At 69.7% G+C, this 24,691-nt stretch carries 21 protein-coding genes; 11 read left to right on the plus strand and 10 right to left on the minus strand.

What is annotated here, in order from left to right:
- Positions 1-8 precede the first annotated feature (8 nt).
- The 3 genes from LF262_RS01315 (at position 9) to LF262_RS01325 (ending at position 5,728) form a co-directional block, all read left to right on the plus strand.
- The gene (locus LF262_RS01315) at positions 9-2,975 is read left to right on the plus strand and encodes a DEAD/DEAH box helicase (protein ID WP_235778489.1); all 2,967 of its coding nucleotides are present in this window, start codon (positions 9-11) and stop codon (positions 2,973-2,975) included.
- Positions 2,976-3,009: 34 nt separating this feature from the next.
- Positions 3,010-4,668: an amidohydrolase gene (locus tag LF262_RS01320; RefSeq protein WP_235778490.1), complete on the plus strand. Its 1,659-nt coding sequence runs from the start codon at positions 3,010-3,012 to the stop codon at positions 4,666-4,668.
- Positions 4,669-4,990: 322 nt separating this feature from the next.
- Positions 4,991-5,728 (plus strand): polyprenol monophosphomannose synthase, encoded by a 738-nt coding sequence (locus LF262_RS01325; RefSeq protein WP_235778491.1) that lies wholly within the window; start codon positions 4,991-4,993, stop codon positions 5,726-5,728.
- A gap of 85 nt (positions 5,729-5,813) precedes the next feature.
- Here the strand turns inward: LF262_RS01325 and LF262_RS01330 are convergent, their stop codons facing one another.
- The 4 genes from LF262_RS01330 to yczR all read right to left on the minus strand — a co-directional run bounded on the left by LF262_RS01330 (position 5,814) and on the right by yczR (position 9,396).
- Complete coding sequence (locus tag LF262_RS01330) at positions 5,814-6,158, minus strand: RNA polymerase-binding protein RbpA (protein ID WP_235778492.1); 345 nt, start codon at positions 6,156-6,158, stop codon at positions 5,814-5,816.
- A 132-nt stretch (positions 6,159-6,290) separates the two neighbouring features.
- Positions 6,291-7,388 carry an SPFH domain-containing protein gene (locus LF262_RS01335; protein ID WP_235778493.1) on the minus strand — a complete coding sequence of 366 codons (1,098 nt, stop codon included), beginning with the start codon at positions 7,386-7,388 and terminating at the stop codon, positions 6,291-6,293.
- Between the two features lie 28 nt (positions 7,389-7,416).
- Positions 7,417-7,881 carry an NfeD family protein gene (locus LF262_RS01340; RefSeq protein WP_235778494.1) on the minus strand — a complete coding sequence of 155 codons (465 nt, stop codon included), beginning with the start codon at positions 7,879-7,881 and terminating at the stop codon, positions 7,417-7,419.
- Between the two features lie 117 nt (positions 7,882-7,998).
- Entirely contained in the window at positions 7,999-9,396 is a 1,398-nt protein-coding gene (gene yczR / locus LF262_RS01345; RefSeq protein ID WP_235778495.1) for a MocR-like transcription factor YczR, read from the minus strand.
- 61 nt (positions 9,397-9,457) lie between these two features.
- On the opposite strand from yczR, the gene yczE reads away from it, so the two are divergent.
- Positions 9,458-10,120, plus strand: coding sequence for a membrane protein YczE (gene yczE, locus LF262_RS01350; RefSeq protein WP_235778496.1), 663 nt, complete (start codon positions 9,458-9,460; stop codon positions 10,118-10,120).
- Here yczE and LF262_RS01355 read toward each other — a convergent pair.
- A complete protein-coding gene (locus LF262_RS01355) occupies positions 10,098-10,949 on the minus strand; it encodes a putative RNA methyltransferase (protein ID WP_235778497.1) in 852 nt (283 codons plus the stop codon). The two genes, yczE and LF262_RS01355, sit on opposite strands and share 23 nt — an antisense overlap.
- A gap of 75 nt (positions 10,950-11,024) precedes the next feature.
- Between LF262_RS01355 and LF262_RS01360 the strand changes: the two genes are divergently transcribed.
- A complete protein-coding gene (locus tag LF262_RS01360) occupies positions 11,025-13,034 on the plus strand; it encodes a S9 family peptidase (RefSeq protein ID WP_235778498.1) in 2,010 nt (669 codons plus the stop codon).
- Positions 13,035-13,047: 13 nt separating this feature from the next.
- Here LF262_RS01360 and LF262_RS01365 read toward each other — a convergent pair whose 3' ends face one another.
- From LF262_RS01365 to LF262_RS01375, 3 genes are read right to left on the minus strand one after another with little or no spacing between them, the layout of a single operon-like run.
- Positions 13,048-13,707, minus strand: a complete 660-nt coding sequence (locus LF262_RS01365; protein ID WP_235778499.1) for a peptide deformylase — start codon at positions 13,705-13,707, stop codon at positions 13,048-13,050.
- Positions 13,708-13,716: 9 nt separating this feature from the next.
- The gene (locus tag LF262_RS01370) at positions 13,717-14,640 is read right to left on the minus strand and encodes a hypothetical protein (protein WP_235778500.1); all 924 of its coding nucleotides are present in this window, start codon (positions 14,638-14,640) and stop codon (positions 13,717-13,719) included.
- A 20-nt stretch (positions 14,641-14,660) separates the two neighbouring features.
- Positions 14,661-15,548 (minus strand): LysR family transcriptional regulator, encoded by an 888-nt coding sequence (locus LF262_RS01375; protein ID WP_235778501.1) that lies wholly within the window; start codon positions 15,546-15,548, stop codon positions 14,661-14,663.
- Between the two features lie 71 nt (positions 15,549-15,619).
- Here LF262_RS01375 and LF262_RS01380 point away from each other — a divergent pair, with 71 nt between their 5' ends.
- The 6 genes from LF262_RS01380 to LF262_RS01405 all read left to right on the plus strand — a co-directional run bounded on the left by LF262_RS01380 (position 15,620) and on the right by LF262_RS01405 (position 22,598).
- Entirely contained in the window at positions 15,620-16,657 is a 1,038-nt protein-coding gene (locus LF262_RS01380; RefSeq protein WP_235778502.1) for a YeiH family protein, read from the plus strand.
- 77 nt (positions 16,658-16,734) lie between these two features.
- On the plus strand, positions 16,735-17,709 hold the full coding sequence (locus tag LF262_RS01385) for a DMT family transporter (protein ID WP_235778503.1): 975 nt from the start codon (positions 16,735-16,737) through the stop codon (positions 17,707-17,709).
- 2 nt (positions 17,710-17,711) lie between these two features.
- On the plus strand, positions 17,712-18,746 hold the full coding sequence (locus LF262_RS01390) for a PHP domain-containing protein (protein WP_235778504.1): 1,035 nt from the start codon (positions 17,712-17,714) through the stop codon (positions 18,744-18,746).
- 135 nt (positions 18,747-18,881) lie between these two features.
- Positions 18,882-19,058, plus strand: coding sequence for a hypothetical protein (locus LF262_RS01395; protein ID WP_235778505.1), 177 nt, complete (start codon positions 18,882-18,884; stop codon positions 19,056-19,058).
- A gap of 115 nt (positions 19,059-19,173) precedes the next feature.
- On the plus strand, positions 19,174-20,205 hold the full coding sequence (locus LF262_RS01400; protein WP_235778506.1) for an LCP family protein: 1,032 nt from the start codon (positions 19,174-19,176) through the stop codon (positions 20,203-20,205).
- A gap of 14 nt (positions 20,206-20,219) precedes the next feature.
- Positions 20,220-22,598, plus strand: coding sequence for an ATP-binding cassette domain-containing protein (locus LF262_RS01405; RefSeq protein WP_235778507.1), 2,379 nt, complete (start codon positions 20,220-20,222; stop codon positions 22,596-22,598).
- Between the two features lie 18 nt (positions 22,599-22,616).
- Here LF262_RS01405 and LF262_RS01410 read toward each other — a convergent pair whose 3' ends face one another.
- Both LF262_RS01410 and LF262_RS01415 read right to left on the minus strand, forming a co-directional pair.
- Positions 22,617-23,063 carry an SRPBCC family protein gene (locus tag LF262_RS01410; RefSeq protein ID WP_235778508.1) on the minus strand — a complete coding sequence of 149 codons (447 nt, stop codon included), beginning with the start codon at positions 23,061-23,063 and terminating at the stop codon, positions 22,617-22,619.
- Positions 23,064-23,219: 156 nt separating this feature from the next.
- The gene (locus LF262_RS01415; RefSeq protein WP_235778509.1) at positions 23,220-24,212 is read right to left on the minus strand and encodes a class I SAM-dependent methyltransferase; all 993 of its coding nucleotides are present in this window, start codon (positions 24,210-24,212) and stop codon (positions 23,220-23,222) included.
- Positions 24,213-24,691: the final 479 nt, after the last annotated feature.

The raw sequence follows: 24,691 nt of genomic DNA on the forward strand, positions 1-24,691 counted from the left end.
CTGGGGGCATGTCCACCCCCGCCGAGAGCATGTCCCCCGCTGAACGCTACGCGGCGGATGCTAAGCGCAGGGCTCTGGCTAAGACGGAGCTGGGAGCATTCTCGGCGACCGTCGACTTCCCGCTGGACGATTTCCAGGTTGCCGCGTGCCGCTCGCTCGAAGCCGGCCGCGGCGTCCTCGTCGCCGCTCCCACGGGCGCGGGCAAGACCATCGTTGGCGAGTTCGCAATCCATCTGGCCTTGAGCAGGGGACTCAAGGCCTTCTACACGACCCCGATCAAGGCGCTCTCCAACCAGAAGTACGCCGAGCTCGGCGCGATCCACGGTACGGACAAGGTCGGGCTTCTCACAGGGGACACGACGATCAACGGTGAGGCGCCGATCGTCGTGATGACCACCGAGGTCCTGCGGAACATGCTCTATGCGGACTCAGACACCCTCACTGGCCTCGGCTACGTGGTCATGGACGAGGTCCACTACCTCGCGGACCGCTTCCGCGGCGCGGTGTGGGAAGAAGTGATCATCCACCTCCCGCAGGAGGTCCGTCTCGTCTCCTTGAGCGCTACCGTATCCAATGCGGAGGAGTTCGGCGCTTGGCTCGACACTGTGCGCGGGGAGACGGACATCATCCTCTCAGAGCACCGGCCGGTCCCATTGTGGCAGCACGTCCTCGTGGGGCGGCAGCTCGTGGACCTGTTCGCCACGAGGCAGTCCTTCGAAGATCTCGCTGACGTCCACGACCACGACGGCAGGCGGCCAGAACAGCGTCAGGAGGACGCGCCGTCGCCCGCTCCGCACGAGTCTCCGCGGGGAGAGGCGAGCGTATCCGAGCTGACGGCCGTCAACCCTGAACTGGTCGAGCTCGCGCGCAGGGAGTCCCAGCAGCTCTACCGGGGCAGGTTCGGGCACGGCGGCCGTGCCCGGCGCCGGGAGGAGCGCCAGCGGGGCGAGAAGCAGTCGCCGCGCGGTGGAAGGCCGGGCGACGCGGCGCCCCTGCCCGGCACGCGCTCGAGCCGCCCCCAGATGGTCGAGGCCCTCGAGCGGCGTGGCCTGCTTCCCGCGATCGACTTCATCTTCTCCCGGGCGGGGTGCGACGCGGCAGTCCAGCAGTGTCTCGACGCGGGACTCGACCTGACCACGCCTGCCGAGAAGGCGGAGATCACAGCCGCCGTCGAGGCTGCGGCCGCCGATATCCCTACTGCGGACCTGCCCGTGCTGGGCTTCTGGGGATGGCGCGAGGGCCTCCAGCGCGGCCTCGCGGCACATCATGCCGGCCTCCTGCCCACCTTCAAGGAGACGATCGAGAAGCTGTTCGCCGCGGGGCTGGTCAAGATCGTCTTCGCCACCGAGACGCTCGCCTTGGGCATCAACATGCCGGCCAAGAGCGTACTCATCGAGAAGCTCGAGAAGTTCAACGGTGAGGCGCACGTGGACATCACCGCGGGGGAGTATACCCAGCTCACGGGGCGAGCCGGCCGGCGGGGGATCGACGTCGAGGGCCATGCCGTGGTCCAGTGGCGGCCCGGCCTCGACCCCGCCGCGCTTGCCGGCCTCGCGTCGCGCCGTACTTACCCGCTCAACTCGAGCTTTCGGCCGACCTACAACATGAGCATCAACCTCGTGGCGCAGTTTGGGCGCGAACGGGCCCGCGGGATCCTCGAGAGCTCGTTCGCCCAGTTCCAAGCCGACCGCTCGGTGGTTGGACTTGCTCGGCAGGTCCGCAGCCGCGAGGAGTCCATGGCTGGCTATGAAAAGGCCATGACGTGCCATCTCGGGGACTTCGCTGAATACTCGAGGATCCGGCAGGAGTTGAATGAGGCCGAGAAGTTCGCCTCGCGTCAGGCCGGCCGTGCCCGCCGGTCCATGACCGTTGACTCGCTCGCGCGCCTCGCGCCGGGCGACGTCGTGGAGATCGGCCAGGGCCGCCTCGCGGGAAGCGCGGTAGTTCTCAATGGGGACACCAACGCAAGGGAACCAAGGCCTCAGGTCCTCACCTTCGACCGGAACCTGCGCCGGATAGGACTCCACGACGTCGATGGCCCCGTCGAGCCGATCGCGCGGATCCGGATCCCGAAGCATTTCGACGCCAAGCGACCCAAGGACCGCCGGGATCTTGCGGCATCGCTGCGCCACGCCGTGGAGCGCGCGCGGCTCGACGGGTCCGAGGATGGGATGCGCTCCCGGCGATCGAAGCGGGACTTCGCCTTTGCGAGCGGCTACCAGGACACGGAGAAGCGCATCACCGAACTGCGGCGGCAGCTCAGGACCCATCCGTGCCACGGCTGCGCAGAACGCGAGGACCACGCGCGCTGGGCCGAGCGCTGGATCAAGCTCCGCAAGGAGACTGACCGGCTCGTCGAGCAGATCCAGGGGCGGACTAATACGATAGCCAAGACGTTCGACCGGGTGTGCGGGGTCCTCGAGTCCTACGGATGCCTCGCCGCCAGCCCGAACGGGCTTGAGGTCACCCCTTCCGGACAGCAGCTGCGCCGCATCTACGGGGATAAGGACATGCTGACGGCCCTCGCGCTGCGTAGGGGGGCGTTCGACGACGTGGATGCGGCCGAGCTCGCGGCGCTCGTGAGCACTCTCGTCTACCAGGCCAAGCGCGAGGAACGGGGACTGATTCCCAAGATGCCGAGCGTCTCGCTCGACGTGGCGGTCGACGTCGTGCTCCGAGAGTGGTCCCAGCTCGAGGATACAGAGGAGCAGCATCGACTGCCGCGAACTTCCGAGCCCGAATTCGGCCTGGTCTGGCCGATCTACAAGTGGGCTCGCGGGCGGGACCTGCAGAACGTCCTGACGGGAACAGAGCTTGCCGCAGGCGACTTTGTGCGGTGGGTACGCCAGGTGATCGACCTGCTGGACCAGCTTGCCGACGTGCCGGGCATCGAGCCGCGGCTGTCCAGGCTATGTCATGAGGCAATCGGCATCGTGCGCCGCGGCGTAGTGGCCTATTCGGCCGTGTCCGACTAGGCCGAGAGAAGAACGAGAGAACGAGGATCCATCCATGTCCGATGAGCGGAAGCTCACCCTCTACCGCAACGGTTCGGTCTACTCCGCGGCCGACCCCCTTGCGTCCGCGATGCTCGTGGACGGCGGCACTGTCGCGTGGATTGGCTCCGAGCAGGCCGCGACGTCAATTGCTGACGACCGTATGCGGATTGTGGACCTCGACGGTGCCCTCGTCGCCCCCGGATTCATCGACTCCCACGTCCACATCACCGACACCGGCCTTGCGCTGACCTCGACCGACCTGACGGAGGTACGTTCGGCCACCGAGCTGCTCGACGCCGTCGCTCGCTCGGGTCACTCGCTCGATGCTGGGTCCGTGGTCCGCGGCTACGGCTGGGACGAGACAACGTGGGACGACCCGGCGTTGCCGACCGCGGAGGAATTGGACCGGGCCTCTGGAGGACGCCGGGCGATCCTCACGCGCGTGGATGCGCATTCGGCGCTCGTCTCGCCCGCCCTCGCGGAGGCCGCCGCGATCGCTCGCAGCGAAGGGCATGAAGATGCGCGCGCCGTGGGTGAGGCGCTTTACGCTGCCCGGGAAGCAGCGCGGCCGCAGGGCGAGGACGAGATCGAGGCCCTCCACACCCGCGCGCTCGAGCACGCCGCAGCGAAAGGCTACGTGGCCCTCGTCGAGCAGGCGGCACCTCAGCTGGCGGGCCTACGGGACCTTCAGCTATTACTGGGCCGCAACGCCAAGTCCGGCGGGCCCGGCTCGGACCCGGAGGTGATCGCATACTGGGGGCAGGCTGTCAGCTCGGCCGAGGAGGCACGCTCGGTCCTCGACGGGCTCGGGGTGCCGGTCCGCGGCCTGGCCGGCGACCTCAACATCGACGGCTCGATCGGCAGCCGCACTGCCCTCATGACCGAGGACTACACGGACGCCACGGGAAGCCGCGGACGAGCCTTCCTCACAGCCGACCAGATCGCCGCCCACCTTGGGGCAACTTCGGAGATCGGAGTGCAGGGCGGCTTCCACGTGATCGGCGACGGCGGCCTGAAGCTAGCCCTCGAAGGTCTGCGCATCGCGTCGTCGAAGGTCGGACTGGCAGCAGTGCGCGCCGCCGCCCACCGGCTCGAGCACGTCGAGATGGCCACCGAAGCCGACGCCGCGGCACTGGCCGACTTCGCAGTGACGGTCAGCGCCCAACCGCTCTTCGACGTAGCCTGGGGCGCCCCCGGCGGCCTGTACGAACGGAGGCTTGGTCCCAGACGGACGGGGATGAACCCCTTCATCCGCTTCTACTCTGCCGGGGTCCCGCTCGCGTTCGGCTCCGACTCGCCCGTGTGCGCACTTTCCCCCTGGGAGAGCGTGCGCGCATGCCTTACGCACTCGGATCCCACCCAGCGCATCTCCGCGAGAGCGGCCTTCATCGGACATACACGCTCTGGCTGGAGGGCCGTCAAGCACGTGAATCCGCTGATGGGCCAGCTCGTGCCCGGAGCACCCGCGAGCTTCGCGGTATGGCGCGCAGAGGAGCTCATGGTGCAGGTCGCCGACGAGCGCGTCCAGGCCTGGAGCACGGATCCGCGGGCCAGGACACCCCTCCTGCCCGCCTTGGACATCGAGACCCTTCCCGAGTGCCTCCAAACCGTCCACGAGGGCCGCGAGCTGTTCCGCAGCGACGCGTTCGACGCCGGTCGTGCCCACCGCTGATCTGGGACAACGTAAGAAACCCCAGATGAACGGACGGTTGACACCTGTGTGTGACCCCGTAGGATCGGGGGCAACGGGCTTAGTCAGCCCGCGGCAGGCCCGGTTCGCCGATCAGTTCGGGGGATCAAGGCGTCAGGGCAGGCCCGTGCGTCCGTAGAAAACAGTCCGGGGGACCGACCAGCTGCCCGTCCCGCGCGATTGGCCCGAAGACGCACGGGCCTGTCAGGGCCTCCCTCCCGCAGGCGAGGTGCCCAACACGGCTGGCTATAATGGGCCTTTGCGCCTTCGTGGCGCGCCTGACCCCCGCCCTGAAAGGCCCTTCGTGCGCATTCTCACGATCATCCCCACGTTCAATGAGCTCGATTCGCTGCCCAAGACCCTCGGCCGCCTGCGTGCCGCTGTTCCGGGATCGGACGTGCTCGTGGCGGATGACAACAGCCCTGACGGCACCGGCGCCCTCGCCGACCGCCTCGCGGCCGAGGATCCTCAAGTGCACGTCATGCACCGCAAGGGCAAGGAGGGCCTCGGCGCCGCCTACATCGCAGGCTTTCGCTGGGCGCTCGAGCGCGACTACGACGTGATCGTGGAGATGGATGCGGACGGGTCCCACCGGCCCGAGCAGCTCCCGTCGTTGCTGGACGCAGTCGAGGACGGCGCGGACCTCGTCATCGGTTCCCGCTGGGTCAAGGGCGGCTCCGTGGTCAACTGGCCTGCCTACCGCCAGCTCATCTCCCGCACGGGGAGCACCTATGCGCGCGTCATGCTTGGCCTGAAGCTCAAGGACATCACGGCTGGCTACCGGGCCTTTCGGCGCACGACTCTTGAGAAGCTGGACTTCGACGCCATTGATTCGAAGGGCTACGGCTTCCAGGTGGACCTCGCGTGGCGGGTGGCCACGATGGGCCTGAAGGTCGTCGAGGTCCCGGTGACCTTCGTCGAGCGGGAACTGGGCAGTTCAAAGATGAGCGGGAACATCGTCGTCGAAGCCATGTTCAACGTCACTCGCTGGGGGCTCGCGGAGCGCTGGGGGCAGCTCACGCGCCGCGGATCGCAGCGCTGACCCACGCCAACGACACAGCCCCAGAGACAGTGAGGGCGGGAACCGACCGGTTCCCGCCCTCACTGTCTGCTGTGGTCCGCCTGGCTCAGCTCGTCCGCTCGCCGCGCTTGCTCCGCAGGAGATCGAGACGGTCGGAGAGGATCTGCTCGAGCTCCGGGATGGACCGACGCTCGAGAAGCATGTCCCAGTGCGTACGCACGGCCTTGGCATTGGCGTCCGTAGGACGCTCCCCATCCACGAGGAACGCCTCCTTGCCGGTCTTGGACGTCCAGACAGGGGGAATCTCAGCCTCGGAGGAGAACGTGACGAACACCTGCTCGCCGTCGTCACACCGGTACTCGACGCGCTGGCGCGGCGCCGGCTCGACGCCCGCCTCCGTCTCCATGGACTGTGCACCCAGACGCATGCCGCGCAGGCTGCGGTCGCTCATCTCTACTCCCTCGCGTTCCGCCGGACGTGGACATGGTCCGACTCATATGCCAACGCGTGCCCCGGGTGCGATGTTCCCGCGCCCCGGCACAGATATGGCGTTGGCCGACCTCCCATTATATCCGAGAGGGCCTCACTCGGCGGGGCGTATCCCGTCATCGCCCGCGGTGTCCTCGGTGCCCCGGCCCAGGCTCCCGATCCCGCGGTGCACACCGTGGCGCAGGATCCCCTCGGCCTCGGCGTCGAGCTCAGAGGGTTTCGCGGCCTGCGCCTCGAACGCTCGGGCGTCCTCCTCGAGGTCCGCCGCCTGTGGTGGAGCGGACGTCACGGGAACCGGTTCGTCCGTCTGGGCGACGTTGCCGAGCACCCCGCCGATGCCCTTGAGCGCCTCGCCGAGTTCGCTCGGGATGATCCAGAGCTTGTTCGAGCCGCCCTCGGCGATCTTGGGCAGCGTCTGGAGGTACTGGTAGGCAAGGAGCTTCTGGTCGGGGTTGCCCTGGTGGATCGCATCGAAGACCTTCTGGATGGCCTGCGCTTCGCCGTCCGCCTTGAGGACCGCAGCCTTCGCCTGGCCCTCGGCCTTGAGGATCTGCGACTGCCGCTCGCCCTCGGCCGTGAGAATCGCCGATTGCTTGGTGCCCTCGGCCGTGAGGATGGCGGCGCGGCGGTCACGCTCGGCGCGCATCTGCTTCTCCATGGAGTCCTGGATCGAGTGCGGTGGGTCGATCGCCTTGAGTTCGACCCGTGAGACACGCAGACCCCAGCGGCCCGTCGCCTCATCGAGCACTCCGCGGAGCTGGCCGTTGATCTGGTCGCGGGACGTCAGGGCCTCTTCGAGGTTGAGTCCACCGACGACGTTGCGCAGCGTGGTGATCGTGAGCTGCTCGACGGCCTGGATGTAGTTGGCGATCTCGTAGGTCGCGGCGCGGGGGTCGGTGACCTGGAAGTAGACGACCGTGTCGATCGAGACCACGAGGTTGTCTGACGTGATGACCGGCTGAGGCGGGAACGAGACGACCTGCTCGCGCAGGTCGAGCAGGGGCAGGAGGCGGTCCACGAACGGGATGAGCAGCGTTAGGCCGGGGTTGAGCGTGCGCTGGTACTTGCCGAGGCGCTCGACGACGCCCGCGCGCGCCTGCGGGACGATCCGCACTGAGCGTCCGAGGACGATAGCGACGAACACGATGACGGCGATGACGACGACGAGCAGAAGGATGCTTCCGGCGTCCATGGGTTTCCCCCTTGTGATGGTGGTGGACCTAGCTTCTGTAGGGCGATGTGGTACCGCTTGGAGCCACGACCGCGGTCGCCCCGTCGATCGCGACGACCTTGACGACGTCCCCGGGCAGGAACTCGCCGCGCTCGGCGCGGGCGGTCCAGACGTCGCCGCCGATCTTCACGAGCCCGCGGCCTGCGTCGACGGGCTCGACGACGGTGGCCGACGCCCCCAGGAGGCGGTCGATGTTGGTCCGGGCGTCCTCGATCGAGGGGCGCATGTGCTTGACGGCGATCGGACGGACAAACGCGATCATCGCCACCGAGACGAGAGCGAAGACGAGGGCCTGCAGCCATGCCGGGCCACCGAGAAGTGCCGTTACGAGCGCGGCGAGGGCGCCGCCGGAGAGCATGACGAAGACGAGGCTCAGGCTTAGCATCTCGATCCCGCCCAGCACGAGCGCCAGCACGAGCCACACCATCCAGGCGTTGTGTTCGAACCAGTCCATCCCGTCCCTCCTGACGCAGCGGACCTCTGCTCCCACATTAGTCCAGTCGCCGCGGGCCGTTCCTCTCGCATCGGTTGCGGTTCGGCAACCGCAACCAGTGCCCGGCGCGCAGCGCCTTCACACGGCGATGAGGGGAGCCACGCTGGGCCCCGCGGAGCCGTCCTGGGCCGCGGCCGCCAGCGCCGCCACGGCCGAGCGCAGTTCGTCGGGCGACGCCGTGAACGGCAGCCGCAGCCGGTGCTCGAAGGCCCCATTGACGCCGAACCGGGGCCCCGCGGTGAGGGCCACGCCGTGCAATCGGGATGCCATGACGAGCCGCGAGGAGGACATCGGCGTGCAATCCGCCCAGACGGCCATCCCGCCGTTGGGCGCGGGAACGGTCCACCCGGGGAAGTACGCCGTGAGGGCCGTGATGAGGGCGCGGAGCCCCTCGCCCAGCCGCGCGCGGCGCTCAGCGACGAGGACGTCTTCGTGCTCGAGGAGCTCGGCGGCGACGAGCTGCTCGAGTACGGGCGTGCCGAGGTCGTGGCTCGTACGCGCCTGCGCGAGGCGGCCCACGGTTGATCGCGGGGCACGGATCCAGCCGACGCGGAGCCCGCCCCACGCGAGCTTGGCCAGACCGCCGAGCGTGACGGCCGAGGGCGAGAATGCGGCGAGCGGAGGGAGCGGACCCCGGCTGATGTCGAGCAGTGCCGTCGTCTCGTCCGCCAGGAGCAGCGTGCCGGATCGGGCCGCCAGCCGCGCGAGCCGCTCCCTCCCCGCGACGTCGAGGCTCCCGCCGGTCGGGTTGTGGAAGTCTGGCATGACGTAGGCCAGGACGGGCGACGAGGCCCGGAACGCGGCCTCGGCGGCGTCGAGGTCCCAGCCGGTGGGGCTCACCGGGAGCGGGACGAGGCGCGCCTTCGCCGCGAGCAGCGCGTCCATGGCGTGCGGATAGGTGGGCTGCTCGACCGCGGCCCGGTCGCCGGAGGAGACGAGCAGGCCGACCACGAGCGCGATCGCGTGCTGGACCCCGTTCGTGATCATGATCTGGTCCGGATCGGTCGGGACACTGCGGCGCGCGAAGTGCTCCGCGACGGCTATCCGAAGCCGGGGAAGCCCCACGATCTCGTACCCGGAGCGGCCGAGCTCTGGGCCGAGCGACGCGACGGCGCGCCCGGCGCACTCAGCGACGATACTGGCCGCAGGCATCGCCGCCTTCGTGAGGTCGAGGATCCCTGCCTCGTCCACCGCCGGCACGCCCGGCGGGGCCGGGAGCACGATGTAGCTTCCCGACCCGCGGACGCTGTCGAGGCAGCCCAGCTCGCGCAGCCGTGCGTACGCGGCGGCGATCGTGGTGCGTGAGAGCCCGAGCGTCCTCGCGAGGTCCCGTTCGGCGGGCAGGCGCGTGCCGTCGGGGAGCCGCCCGTCGAGGGCCAAGAGCCGGAGGCGCTCGGCGAGCTCGGTGTACGCGGGGCCTCGTCCGGCCCACGATCCGAGGAGCGTTGTGAGCCGCTGGGACGTCACGGAGGCCATGAGGCCACTCTATCCATATTGGCTCTGTTCGAAGAGTCCAATTCCTTCGAGGATGGAACCCATGACCCGCTTCCTCACGACCACCCGCCTGCCGATCCGCCTCGGCAGGCTCTTCCTCGGCCTCTTCCTCTACGGGATCGCGATTGCCCTCCTGCTGCGCTCCGGGCTTGGATCCTCCCCGTGGGACGTGCTGGGCCAAGGGATCGCGTGCGTGAGCGGGCTGAGCTTCGGCACTGCCACGGTGGCCATCAGCGTCGTCGTGCTCGCCGGGTGGATTCCGCTGCGGCAGCGGCCGGGCTGGGGAACGCTCTTCAATACCGTGCTCATCGGGCCGTTCGCGGATCTGGGACTCGCGTGGATCCCCGCGGGGCACGACGTCGCGTGGCAGGCCGGCGCGCTCGCCGGCGGTCTCGTTCTGCTCGCCGCGGCCTCCGCCCTGTACATCGGCGCGGGTCTGGGGCCTGGCCCGCGGGACGGGCTCATGACAGGCCTCGTGGGCCGCACCGGCTGGGCCGTGTGGATCGTGCGTTCGGGGATCGAGCTCTCGGTCGTGGCCCTCGGCTGGCTGCTCGGCGGCACCGTGGGGATTGGGACGGCCGTGTTCGCATTCGGCATCGGCCCGCTCATCCAGGCCGCGATGCGGGTGCTGCGCGTGGACCTCCGGCGCCCGGCCGCCGGGACGCGGGTGCGTGAGGAGGCGGTCAGCGCCGCCTCAGCACGCTGAGCTCCACCGCGGCCGTCGCCGCGAGCTCCTCGCCTCCGATCAGGCGCTCGAGCTCCTCGCGGCCCGTGTGGTGCCCGGCGGGTCCCATCTGGGCCAGGTCGGCGCCCGCCTCGGGGGACAGGACCAGGGGGAACGCCAGTTCTGCGCGGGACACCGGCTCCCAGTGGCCCTGGGCCGCGTGCTCGAGCTCCTCGGCCTTGCCCTCTGGCACCGCGAGCAGCGGCAGCCGGGAACGGAGCTCGGCGAGGTGCCCGGGCAGCGGGGTGACCGCCAACAGAAGGCCGCCACGCCGGGTGACACGCGCGAACTCCGGCAGATTCCGGGGGGCGAACACATCCAGCACCGCGTTGATGCTTGCGGCTGCGAGCGGCAACGGCCGCCACACGTCCCACACCACCGCTGCGACGCCGGGGATCTTCGCGGCCCTGCGCAGCGCGTGTGGTGAGAGGTCGAGCGCGACGGCGCGTGCACGGCGTCGTGCGCCGCCGCGCCCCCCAGCATCCAGGACCGCGGCAAGGTAGTAGCCGGTCCCCGCGCCGGCGTCGAGGACCGCTGGGCCATCCGGCAGCCGCGTGCATGCGTCGACGAGCGCGCGGACGATCGGGGTGTAGTGGCCGGCCGCGAGAAAGCGGTCCCGTGCGAGGACCATCTCGGCCGTGTCCGGCGTGAGCCGGCTCCCGCGGCCGGTGAGGAAGTTGATATACCCCTGCCGCGCGGCGTCGTACCGGTGGCCCTCGGCGCACACGAGCATCCGACGGCTGCTCGCGTCCGGATCCCAATCGGCGCCGCAGTGGGGGCAGATCAGCAGGTCTAGGGCGTCGGTGAGCACGGCTCCCATCGTATCGGCGGTTCGACTCGGCGTAGCGGCGGGAACTGGAAGGCGGGCGTGCGTAGTATCCACCTCATGCTGCCCGAACACGTGGACCTCATCCGATCCCTCTCCGCGCCCACCGTTCACCCTGCGGCGGACCGGTGCGCCGTCGCCGTGACCCGGCCTGACTTCCGTGCTGACGCCACCGTCGGCCAGCTCTGGGAGGTCCCGCTCGGTGGAGGGCCGGCCCGCCTCCTCACGCGCGGATTCCGCGACACCGTGCCGCAGTACTCACCCGACGGCAGGATCCTCGCGTTCCTGCGCGCCGAGCCCGAGGGCAAGCCGCAGCTCGCGGTCGTCGATGCCAGAGGGGGCGAGCCGCGGATTCTCACCGGCGCCCCGCTCGGAGTGGCCCAGTTCACGTTCTCGCCAGACGGCTCGCGCATCGCCTATACGGCGCGGGTCCCCGAAGCGGGACGGTACGGCTCCACCGAAGGGGTCGGAGCCGGCTCCGAAGACCCACGCCTCATCCGTGACCTCAACTACCGGATGAACGGGGTGGGCTACACCGGGGACCAGCGCCTGCGCCTGTTCGTCCTCGACGTCCCGCCGCTCGACGCGGAGCCGTTCGTCCCCGCGCGCGGCCGCGCCGCAGCCGACGAGGAGCACGCTTCCGACGGTGCAGGAGAGCCGGACTTGGGCCTGCCGCAGGCCCGCGAGCTCACGGATGGGAGCGTGGACCACGCCGAGCCGCGGTTCAGCGCAGACGGGGCATGGATCTACACGGTGTCCAGGTTCGATCCGGCCGCGCTCGACACGCTGGAGCGGCGGGCGGTTCGCACACCCGTAAGCGGCGGGGAGAGCGAAGCCCTCGACCTCGGCACGCCAGACGCCGCGTCCGTCGAGGCGATCGCCGAGGCACCCGACGGCTCCGGGGTGTACCTCATCGCGTCCTCCCTCGGCGCGTCCGGGACAGACTTCATTGGCCGGGCCGCACACCTCTTCTGGCACACCCCGGCGAACCCCACGACCGTGCGCCTCACCGCCGAGGGCGACGACCTCGGCGAGGCCCCCGACGCCCTCCAGGTGGCAGACGACGGCCGTGCCCTCGTGCTCGACCGCACCCGCGGCATCGTCCGGCTCCTCGCGTTCACCCCCGACGGGCGGCGCGAGGAGCTGACCGGAACACCGTTCGTGGTGACCGGCGTGGATGAGGCTGCGGGCACCGTCGTGCTCGCCGCGGCCGACGCCGACGGGCCGGGTGAGCTCTACCGGCTCACCGAGGGCGGGGCGCTGGACCGCCTCACCGACGCCAACGCGCCCCTGCGGGAGGCCGCCGTGCCCTTGGCGCCGGTCGAGTTCACCGGCAGGAGCGCCGACGGGACGGACGTCCACGGGTGGGTGGTGCTTCCGGACGGCGAGGGACCGCACCCGACGCTCCTGATGATCCACGGCGGCCCGTTCGCCCAGTACACAGGCGCGTGGTTCGACGAGGCGCAGGTCTATGCGGGAGCGGGCTACGCGGTGCTCATGTGCAATCCGCGCGGTGCAGCCGGATACGGCGAGGCGCACGCGCGCGCCATCAGGGGTTGCATGGGCAGCGTCGACCTCGAGGACGTGCTCGGTTTCCTCGACTCGGCGCTCGCAGCCTTCGGCGAGCTGGATGCAGACCGGCTCGGCATCCTCGGGGGCTCCTACGGCGGGTACCTCACCGCGTGGACCATCGCGCACGACCATCGGTTCAAGGCCGCCATTGTGGAGCGTGGCTTCCTCGACCCGCTCAGCTTCATCGGCTCGAGTGACATCGGATGGTTCTTCCCCGGCGAGTACACGGGCTGGGATCCCACGGCAGTGGAAGCCCAGAGCCCCATGGCCTGCGTCGGGGACGTGCGCACGCCGACTCTCGTGGTCCACTCCGAGGAGGACTGGCGGTGCCCGATCGAGCAAGCCCAGAGGTACTACACCGCGCTCAAGCTCGGCGGTGTGGACGCCGAACTGCTCATCTTCCCCGGAGAGAACCACGAGCTGTCCCGGTCCGGGACGCCCCATCACCGCCGCGCGCGATTCGAGCACATCCTGCGGTGGTTCGGAGAGCACGTCTGAGATCTGCGGCGCCCTAGAAGCCAAGCGTCCGGGCGGCCAGCTCGGGGGTGGGGTGCGCCCACCGGGCCGCGTACTCATCGTTGGAGCACAACGAGCGCGACTCGGCCTTGTCCAGGTACAGAGTGCCCGCGAGGTGGTCGGTCTCGTGCTGCACGATGCGTGCCTGCCAGCCCCCGAACTCGGCGGTCCGCGCCTCGCCGTCCGGCCCAGTCCACCGGGCCCCCACCCGCGCCGCCCTTCGGACCACGGCGGTGTAGCCGCGGACCGAGAGACAGCCCTCGAAGAACTCAGCGCGCCCGTCTCCGAGGGGAATGTACGCGGGGTTGAGCATCGCGAGGAAGGGCAGAGGGGTGCGGCCGCGGGCCCGCGCGACGTCCTCATCGGCCGCCCACGTGTCCTCGAGCACCGCCAGCTGCAGCGGGAGGCCGATCTGCGGTGCCGCGAGCCCCACGCCAGGAGCGGCGTGCATGGTGCGGCGCATCACCACGACGAGGGCCGCCAGGAGCTCGGCGTCGAGCTGGCCGTCGAAGGGCACGGCCCGGGTGCGCAGGACGGGATGCCCGGCCTGCACGATCGGCGGGTGGTCCTCGGCGGCCACGATCTCCGCTGCAGCCTCGGCGATGCGTGCGGCAGGCCAGTCGCTCCCGGGTGCGGGCCTGGTGGATGGAGTCATAGCGCAAGCCTAGGGCCGCTGACCCGTCCATCCGCAGGCCGAGCCGACGAAGCCGTACAGCGCCGCGCGTAGTGCGGGTGACGCCTCGGCCTTGACGACACCCGAGGAGTCGCCTGCTTCAAGTCTTAACGGGATGAGGGTGCCGACCTTGTCCTCGGCGACGACATGGGGATCGCAGCGGGCAGGACGGACGGAGAGCTTCACCGTGCTGCCGGGGGCGAGGACGACGCCGCGGGGCCAAGGCTGTGCCGGGTCCTCCGCCAGGAGCGTGGTTCCCTCCACCGAGGTGAGCGTCACGGAGGCCCTCCGTGGGGCGCCGGCGCCCCACGGCCCCCCGGTGGAGAGCCCGGCGGTGGCGGGGGCCGAGGGTGGCCCGGCGCGGAGAGTGAGTACGGTGGTTTCCGCCTCAGCGCTCGGTTCGAGGGTGTCGTCGAGGCGCAGGGCCACCAGTGAGGCCACTGTGGCCTCGAAGCATCCCTGGGTGTGGATGCGGCCGAGTACGGCGTGCGGATCAGTGGCACGCACGAGCCGCTCGGTGCCATCGGCGAGCCGCAGGCGGACGGAGGGCGCGGCGTCTTCAGCGGCGGGGGTGTCGTCCGTTGATGGAGCGGCGCATCGGGGACTGGCCGCAACGGCGGGCAGGCTCGTGGTCTGCCCCGGCTCGAACCGGGTGGACCCGGTCCAGACGGCGCCGTCGGCGAATCGCGGGTCGCTCAGCTCGGCCCGGACCAGGGTGAACCCCGAGACGGACGTGTTCGTGACCTGCAGGACAATGGTTCCGCTCGCGTACCCGTCCCTGAACTGGTCAACGGCGACGGTCATGGGGCCGTTGCTCGCGGACGGGGACGGTGGTTCGGGCGGTGGCGAGCACGCCGTGGCCGTGCTGAGGGCGGCTGCGAGCAGCAGTGCTCCGAAGAGCCCGCGCGGATGCATGTGTCCAGCGTGGCACATCCCTATCCGGCGCGGTTCACGAGGTCGAGGAAGTCCCTCGCACTGCGGGGGAGCGGTGCACCTGCGTCCCACACGGCCCGCAGCACGCGGCCGAGACGCAGCTGCGGCGTCGGCACCTCTACCACACGGCTGGCCCGCAACGCGGCCTGGACCGCGAGCCGGCTCACGACCCCGGGGCCGAGCCCCGCGGCGACGCTCGCCACGAGCGCCGCGTTGCTGCCCACCTCAAAGCGCGCACCAGCGCCGAACGGGGCGAGGGCCAGATCAGCCGTCTGCCGCGTGCCCGAGCGAGGCTCCCGCACCACGAGGCCGGCCGAGGCAACAGCGTCAGGCGAGATCGCGCCGTCGTGCGCCCAGGGATGGTCGGGGCGGACGATGACGACGAGCTCGTCCCGACCCACCTCGAGGTAGCGGAAGCCCGTCTGCACCGTGGGCCCCTCGACGAAGCCGAGATCCGCCGCACCGGAGCGCAGGCGGTCGAAGACCTCGTCCGAGTTGCCCACGTCGAGGGTCGTGGTCACGGACGCGAGCCGCTGCTGCGCCGCAGCCAGCCAACCCGGCATGAGGTGCTCAGCGACCGTGAGGGATGCGCAGAGGTGGAGGCTGCCGCGGCCGCCCTCGAGCGCTCCCACGGAACGCGCCACACTCTCCGCGGCCTCCACCACCTCGGCGGCGAGGCCAGCCACCACGCGGCCGCGGTCGGTCAGGCGTGTTCCACGCGGTGTGCGGCGCGCGAGCGGGAAGCCGGCCGAACGCTCCATCTGCTCAAGGAGGCGCGAGGCATTGGGCTGGGCCATCCCAGTGCTGCGCGCCGCGGCTCCGATGCTCCCCTCGGAAGCGAGCGCGGCGAGGAAGCGGTAGTGCCTCAGATCCCAGTCACGAACGCTCATATCTGAAGCATATGGCCGGCATGCCGAATTGCCGTCTACCGACGATGCCCGGCGGTCGAGACGATAGGAGCATGGCAGCCCCAGGACCCGCGACACCGCGCTCGACCACCGAGGCTGCCCCGCGCTCCACACGCCAGCCTCTCAGCCGCGCCGTGCCGGGGCTGGCTGTCGCGCTCACGGGCGCCGCGGTCGCGGTCGGAGCTGCAGCGCTCGTCCCAGGCCTCAGCCCGCTGCTCGTGGCGATAGTCCTCGGCATCGCCCTCCGCAACCTCGGGCTCCTGTCCGCACGGCTCGCCCTTGGGCTCGCCGTCGCAGCCCGTGTCCCGCTGCGGGCAGGAATCGTCGTCCTCGGCCTCCAGCTGTCCCTCAGGGACCTGGCCGCCCTGGGCTGGGGCATTCCCGCGATCGCGGCGACGGTCGTCGTTACCGGGATCCTCGCGACCGTGCTCCTCGGGCGTCTCCTGCGTGTCCCGGCACGCCAGGCGCTCCTGGTGGCCTGTGGATTCTCGATCTGCGGTGCAGCCGCGGTAGCGGGTGTCGAATCGGTGGTGGACGCCGACGAGGAGGATACCGTCACAGCCGTGGCCCTCGTGGTCCTCTTCGGTACCCTGATGATCCCCGCCGTCCCCCTGCTCGCGGGGATTCTCGGACTCGATACGCGAACAACCGCGCTGTGGGCCGGATCGAGTGTGCACGAGGTCGCCCAGGTCGTCGCCGTGGGAGGCCTGCTCGGGAGTGGCGCGCTCGCGCTTGCCATCACGGTCAAGCTCGCCCGCGTCCTCATGCTCGCGCCCGTCGCAGCCGTGCTCTCATGGCGGCAGCGCCGCACCGGATCCTCAGGCGGAAAGCGGCCGCCCATCGTCCCGCTCTTCGTCCTCGGCTTCGTGGGGCTCGTGGCCGCGCGGACCGCGATGCCTATCCCGTCTGAGGTGCTCTCCATGGCATCGGCCCTGCAGACCTTCCTGCTCACGACGGCGATGCTCGCCCTGGGCACCGGCGTCCAGATCCGCTCGCTCGTGCGGCGCGGAGGCAAGACGCTAGCCCTCGCGGGGGGCTCGACACTCATGGTCGGGGCAGTTGGCCTTGCCGGCGCCCTCATCGTCGCGTGACCCATAGCTGTCCTCGCGACATGGCGGTCATCGCGGCGTAGGCTGGGGCCCCGAACCCGGATCTGCAGGGAGGCGACATGGGAGGCCCACGCCGTGACCACGGCCTGGGTGTCGCCTGCGTCCTCGGGGCCTCGGTCCTGTGGGGCACCACCGGTACGGCCTCGTCCTTCGCCCCAGCAGTGACACCCCTTGCCATCGGGGCGGCCTCAATGGGCTTCGGCGGGCTCCTTCTGGCCGCCACCTCGGGCCGCCAGACCGCCCGCCAGCGGCACGAGCTCGCGCGATCGTGGAGGCCCATCCTGATCGGCGGGGCCGCGGTGCTCGTCTACGCCGTCGCCTTCTACACCTCGATGCGTCTCGCTGGAGTGGCTATCGGCACCGCCGTGTCGATCGGCGGCGCACCCGTTGCCGCTGCCCTGCTCGAGCGCATCGTCGACGGCCGGCAGCTCTCAGGGCGGTGGATCGCCGGCGCGGCGCTCGGCACCGCCGGGGCGGTGGTCCTGTGCCTTGTGCGCGGCATAGGTGATTCCCGTTCCCCGTCCGGCGAGGCGGCCCAGACGGTGGCGGGGGTGGCGCTCGGGGCTCTCGCAGCGGCGTCGTACGCCCTCTACTCGTTCACGAGCCACCCAATAATCCGCGGGGGCGTGGGCTCGCGGGCCGCCGTTGGCGCCACGTTCGGCACCTCGGCGCTCGGCCTGCTCGTCGTCCTGGCGTTCACGGGCGGGGCCTTCCTCGACTCATGGGGGAACATCGCGGTCGGCGCATACCTGGCCGCGGTGCCGATGTTCGCCGGGTACATCCTGTTCGGCTGGGGACTGAGCGGCGTTCCCGCGAGTACTGCCACGACGGTGTCCCTGGCCGAACCGGTCGTCGCGGCCTTCCTTGCGGTCGTGGTGGTGGGGGAGCGGCTTCCGCCGGCCAGTTGGCTCGGCATGGCCCTCATCGTCGCGGGCCTCGCCGTGCTCGCGGTTCCGGTGCCGGCACGGGCGGGCCTGCGCCGTCGTGCGCCGGCGGTTTCAGCCGACGTCAACGCACTGGAGGCGAAGGGGTAGCCGTGGATCCGGTCGGGGCCCTCAGGGAGATCGCGTTCTGGCTTGAGCGCGCACAGGCCGAACGGTACCGTGTTCGAGCCTTCCGGACGGCCGCGGATGTTGTCGCGGCAATGGCGCCCGAGGAGGTCGCTGCCCGTGCACGTGACGGCAGGCTCAAGCGTGCCAAGGGCATCGGGGAGAGGACCTTCGCGATCATCCGCCAGGCGGTCGACGGCGACGTGCCCGACTACCTGAGCGAGCTGCGCGATGAGGCCCAGGCCTTGCCGGCGGCAGGCTCCGGACCCGGCGGGGGAGAGCTGCACTCCAGGCTCCGCGGCGACCTCCACTCGCACAGCGATGCCTCGGACGGCACGGTCCCTTTCGAGCAGATGGCCGAGGCGGGGCGATGGCTCGGCCGCGAGTACCTCGCTCTGACCGACCACTCCCCGAACCTCACGATCGCCAACGGGCTCGATGCCGGGCGGCTCGCGCGGCAGATCGACGCCGTGGCCGAGGTGAACGCGTCATCGCCCGACGGGTTCCGGCTGCTCACGGGGATCGAGGCGGACATCCTCGAGGACGGCAGTCTGGACCAGACGCCCGTGATGCTGGGGAAGCTCGATGTCGTGGTGGCGAGTGTCCATTCGAAGCTGCGCTCGGAGGCCGGTCCCATGACCCGGCGCATGCTCGCCGCGATCGCGGACCCGCATACCGACGTCCTCGGGCACTGCACAGGCCGGCTCGTGCAGGGGGGACGCGGGACGCGCCCCGAGTCCCAGTTCGACGCCGCGCGGGTGTTCGCTGCGTGCGCGGACGCCGGAGTCGCGGTCGAGATCAACTCGCGCCCCGAGCGGCAGGACCCGCCTGACCGCCTCATCCAGACCGCGCTCGACGCCGGCTGCCTCTTCAGCATCGACAGCGACGCCCACGCTCCGGGGCAGCTCGATTTCCTGCGCTATGGGGCGGCGCGCGCCGCGGCCAACGGAGTGCCGGCAGACCGGATCGCCACGACGTGGCCGCTTCCGCGGCTCCTCGAATGGACGCGCCGGCGCGGGTAGACCGGTATGTCACACTCCTGTGGATCGGGTCACATCATGATCACGGATCCATACCGGTCTAGCTATGATGGTCTGGCAGCCTCAGCGAGGAGGCCGCCGGGGCCACGCTCCTGACACGAGAGAAAGCTTTGACGCATGACTTTTGACTCCCACTCCGTGACCCTCAAGATCTGGGACCCCGCGATGGTCGAGCACACGCTCGAAGAGGCCATCTCGCACGTGTCCGCCAACGCCGGCGCCCACCGTGACCACGTCAGGGTGACCCGCAGTGGCCCGGACGTCTTCACCGTCCACGTGGGCGATCTCGCCTGATCGTTCCCACTCTGCTTTACCGCGGCGCCGCCCCAGGTCACTGGGACGGCGCCGCGGCGTTTCTGCGGGTCCAAAGGCACTTCCGCCCGCTGCCCGGCGCAGCGACTGTTGACCCATGGCTGACTCCGGGGAGGGTGCTGGCGCACGACGGCGCAGTGTCCGCTCGCGCGTCCTGCTCGCCGCCATCATCCTTCTCCTGGCGATAGGGACTGCGGCCACAACCTTCATCCTCGTCACGCCCCCGTCCGCGGCACCTCCCGCGGCGCCACCCGCGGCGAGTCCCACCCCAACCACTTCGGCAACACTCCCGGAGCTCCCAGTCGGCGCCATGAACATCCTCCTGATTGGCAGCGACATCAGGGGGAGCGCGCGGGAGGCGGTCGCGAACCAGGACGCCAAGGGAGGGGTGGTGGACCAGCGCGCGGACATGATCATGCTCGTCCACGTCCAGGCCGACCACCGCAGGGTCTTCGGAATCTCGGTCATGCGCGATTCGTGGGTGGCGATACCGGGCCACGCGGAGTCCAAGGTGAACGCAAGCCTCTCGCTCGGCGGACCGCGGCTCGTGGCAGAGACCGTCGGGTCCCTGCTGTCGGTCCGCATCGACCACTACGTCATGCTGGACTTCGACGGCTTCAAAGCCATCACCGACGCGCTCGGCGGGATCGACGTCAACGTCCCAGTCGCCTTCGCGGCCTCGTTCGACACCCACCATGCCTTCACGCAGGGCATGAACCACTTGGATGGCCAGGCCGCGCTCGAATTCGTGCGCGAGCGGTACTCCTTCGCCGACGGAGACTACCAGCGCGTGCGCAACCAGCAGGCATTCGTCCGCGCCGTGATCGGCCAGCTCCTTGCCACGGGGCGGGTGGGCGGACCGGCAGAGGCGATCGCCGTCGTCGCACACGCGGCGCCGTACGCTCTCGCCGATTCCGGCCTTGACGCGACGGGCATGGCTGCACTTGCGTACGGGCTACGGGGGATCGACCCAGCGGCGAGCGTCTTCTTCACGCTGCCGAACGCGGGCACGGGCACCTCGCCGGACGGCCAGTCGATCGTCGTGCCGGACTCTGCGGGAACCGCCGAGGTCGCCGGGGCCTTGGCGCGCGACGATCTGGCAGGCTATGTGGCGGCCCACGGGCTCTGATCTAGTCTGGTCGCATGGACCAGCAGCTGCACCTCGCAGACACCCACGACACGATCCGCGTCGAGGGTGCGAGGGAGAACAACCTCAAGGATGTGAGCCTGTCGCTGCCGAAGCGTCGACTCACCGTCTTCACGGGTGTCTCCGGCTCGGGGAAGAGCTCACTCGTGTTCGCGACGATCGCCGCAGAGTCCCAGCGCATGATCAACGAGACCTACTCGACCTTCGTCCAGAGCTTCATGCAGACCATGGCCAGACCGGACGTCGACGTCCTCGAAGGCCTCACCACGGCGATCATCGTGGACCAGGAGCGCATGGGCGCCAATATCCGCTCGACGGTGGGCACAGTCACCGATGCCAACGCGATGCTGCGCATGCTGTTCAGCCGGCTCGGCAAGCCGCATATCGGCTCGCCGCAGGCCTATTCGTTCAACGTGCCGTCAGTGAGCGGCGCTGGTGCCATCAAGACGGCCACGGGAAAGACGGAGAAGCGTTCATTCAGCATCACCGGCGGTATGTGTCCCCGGTGCGAGGGGACGGGCACGGTCAGCGACTTTGACCTCACCGCGCTGTTTGACCCCAGCAAGTCCCTCGCCGGGGGAGCGATCCTGGTCCCCGGCTACTCCATGGACGGCTGGTACGGCCGCATCTTCTCCGGCACGGGATTCTTCGACATGGACAAGCCGGTGGGGAAGTTCACCACGACGGAGCTGAACGACCTGCTGTACAGGGAGTCCACTAAGGTCAAGGTCGAGGGCATCAACCTGACCTACGACGGGCTCATCCCCAAGATCCAGAAATCGATGCTCTCGAAGGACCGGGAGGCTATGCAGCCGCACGTCCGCGCGTTCGTGGAGCGGGCCATCACGTTCCAGCCGTGCCCCGAGTGCGGTGGCACCCGCCTCGCCGAACCCGCCCGGTCCTCGAAGGTCAAGGGCGTCAGCATCGCAGATGTGTGCGCGATGCAGATCAGCGACCTCGCCGAATGGGTCCGCGCACTTGACGAGCCTTCGGTGGCGCCGCTCGTTGGCGGCCTGCAGCACCTCCTCGACTCCTTTGTGGACATAGGCCTCGGCTACCTGTCCCTCGACCGCGCGTCCGGCACGCTCTCGGGGGGCGAGGCCCAGCGCACCAAGATGATCCGTCATCTCGGCTCATCGCTCACCGACGTCACCTACGTGTTCGACGAGCCGACCATCGGCCTCCATCCCCACGACATCGCGCGCATGAACGAGCTGCTGCTCCAGCTGCGGGACAAAGGCAACACCGTCCTCGTTGTCGAGCACAAACCCGAGGCGATCGCGATCGCGGACCACGTCGTCGATCTCGGCCCCGGCGCCGGGACGGCTGGCGGGGAGGTCTGCTTCGAGGGCACCGTCGAGGAGCTGCGGGGGAGCGGCACTCTCACCGGCAAGCACTTCGACGACAGGGCCACGCTCAAGGACACCGTCCGGAGCTCGAAGGACGCGCTCCGAGTGCGCGGTGCGTCGACGAACAACCTCAGGGACGTCGACATCGACATACCGCTCGGCGTGCTGACCGTCGTGACCGGTGTCGCGGGGTCGGGCAAGAGCTCGCTCATCCACGGATCGGTCGCGGGGCGCGCGGGCGTCGTCGTGATCGACCAAGGTGCGATCAAGGGGTCGCGCCGCAGCAACCCGGCGACCTACACGGGCCTGCTCGAGCCGATCCGCAAGGCGTTCGCCAAGGCCAACAGTGTCAAGCCGGCGCTGTTCAGCGCCAACTCCGAGGGCGCGTGCCCGGTATGCAACGGAGCCGGCGTCATCTACACGGATCTCGGCTTCATGGACACGGTGGCCACCCCCTGCGAGGAGTGCGGAGGCAAGCGCTATCAGGCCGCCGTCCTCGAGTTCAGGCTCAATGGGCGGAATATTGCCGAGGTGCTCGCGATGTCCGTCACGGAGGCGGAGGCATTTTTCTCGAACGGGGACTCGAAGATCCCCGCCGCGCACCGGATCCTGGAGCGGATGGCCGACGTCGGACTCGGCTACCTCTCGCTCGGCCAGCCGCTCACCACCCTCTCCGGGGGCGAGCGGCAGCGGCTCAAGCTCGCGACGCAGATGGGGGAGAAGGGCGGAATCTACGTCCTCGACGAGCCCACGACGGGCCTTCACCTCGCCGACGTGGAGCAGCTCCTGGGCCTCCTCGACCGACTCGTCGACTCGGGCAAGTCCGTCATCGTCATCGAGCACCACCAGGCCGTCATGGCGCATGCTGACTGGATCATCGACCTCGGCCCGGGCGCGGGGCGCGACGGCGGGCTCGTCGTCTTCGAGGGGTCGCCGGCCGAGCTCGTGGCCGGCAGGACGACGCTGACGGGTAAGCACCTCGCGAGGTATGTCGGGGCGTCAGGCGGCGGACGCGCGTTGGCCTGACCGCTCCCGAGCCGTGAGTCACTGCGAGGGCCTGGTCGACTCCAGCGTGTGCCTCAGGCGTTCCATGTTGGCTGGCATCTCCTTGGCTGCCTGACGGCGCACCAGGGGGACGAGCACCCTCCCGATCCCGCGACCCGCGAAGGTCACGGTGATGCCGACGCGGGCTCGCGTCTCGTTCACGGCCTCGACCGAGACGTCGACCAAGGCGCGGATTGGTCCGTCGATGCCCTGCACAGCCCAGCTGTTGGGTGGGCTCATCGTGGTCACCACGGACGTGAAGGGACGGTTGAGGGGGCCCAAGCGTCTGGTTGTCGTCCAGTGCGATCCCACGGCGGATGGTCCGGGCTCGGTCATCTTGGCGTCGACGACACCGTTCTGCCACTCGTGGAACCGGGCGGGGTCCGTGACGTAGTCGAACACCTCGGTGACGGGACGTTGGATCTCGATGGTGGCGGTGGCGGTCATCGTGTCCTCCTCTTGGGTGCGGCGACGTGCCCGGCGGCACCCTCACTGTCAGTAGCCGCTGGCTGCTTGCCGATGTCAAGGCCCCGAGAAGGCCGCGCTGGCCTGTTCCACCTCCGCACTTGGCTAGGGGTCATGGTCGTGTGGTGGGGAGGACAATCATCGCTGGGCTGTCACCACTATCAGTGGCGCTCCCGGTGCGAGCCGTCGGGCCGGTGCGGGCCGCAGCCCAGCCTGGGCCAGTTGTTGGCGCAAGGGCTCGGTCTCTGGCAGCTCCATTCCTTGGCCTTGGGCGCGGAGCAGCAGGTCGAAGTGGCGGCTAAAGGGGTCCGGCATGGCTGCGGTAGTCGTGATGAGCAGAGTGCCATCCTCGGAGAGGAGCTTTCCCAATTCTTGGAATAGGGGAACCCGCTGGGCTAACGGTAAGTAGTAGACGACGTTCGCGAGGAGCACGAGGTCGTAGGGGCCGCCGACTTTGCCTTCGGCTACCAGCGTGGCGACCTCACCGCGGAGCACGCGGGCCCGTCCAGTCAGGCCCCGATGCTCAAGCAGCCTCTCGGCAAGGTCGGACACGGCGTTGTCGATTTCGATGCCGGTGCCCTCGGCCTGCGGTGCGGCGTTCAACATGGCGGCGAGATTCATCCCGGCTCCGCAGCCGACGTCCAGGATCTTGGCGGGGCGCACTCTGTGCACCTCGGTGACGAGCACTTCGTGCAGGAGTGGTTCCATGGATCGGGTGAGCTGCGCGATGGTCTCCCCGCGTTCTGCGATGTCTTGGCGGGGGTGACCGCCGTGTAACTGAAGACCGAGTTCTCGGTAGAGCCCAGTGTGGAAGCCGGAGAAGCCTTCGTAAGCGGCTCGCACCACGTCGTCGTCCAGAAGCCGCCGCCCTTGCCGTGTCAGTAACCAACCCTCGGGCGTGGCGCGGATGAGTCGGTGCGCCTCGAGAACCTTCAGCCACGGCTCGAGCAACCCATCATCGTCAAGGCCAAGCTTCGCGCGCGCGGAGGCCGTGGTCATCACACCGTCCCGTAGGCATTCCAGAACGCCCGTGGAGAGGCCGGCCGCGCCTACTGAGACTCTAATGGCGGCCAGGCCGTCACGCGCTGCCCGAAGCCAGGGCAATCCGCCGCCGCGGAAGAGCTTCGCCATTGCGACGAGGCGCTTTGGACGTCCTCGATCCCATCGAACCCAAGTCCACATCCCGGGGTCTTCCACCTTCAGAACGTCAGATCCCGCCATGGCCGCAGCTTATATAGCTGCGAACGTGGCACGGAAGTACTCGCAGCCCCGTCTACTCCCGTGAACTAAACGCCGATAATCGACATTATGTCAAGTAATGGCAGGAAAGGACTCTCCTGGCCGGCGTGACCGTCACTCCCTGCCCTTCACGGCGGTCTGAGCTTGCAGAGGGCAGTCCGGGCGCCTCTCTGGCGGCCCGCGAAAATCGCGAGAGGCACCTCCGACCTTTTGCGGCCTTGCCGAGCGCCGCCTGCCGAGGAAGGGCCGAGGCGCGACGCGGCCGATTATGTCAACGTATCCAGGATGAGGTCGGCGGGAGTTCCTGTTCGGGATCGGCCTGCTCCGTTCCGTCTTCGATCTCGCGTACCTCGGCCTTGTTCCGCGCACCC

Origin of the sequence: Sinomonas notoginsengisoli (genome assembly GCF_021554725.1) — a bacterium.
GTDB classification, from domain to species: domain Bacteria; phylum Actinomycetota; class Actinomycetes; order Actinomycetales; family Micrococcaceae; genus Sinomonas; species Sinomonas notoginsengisoli.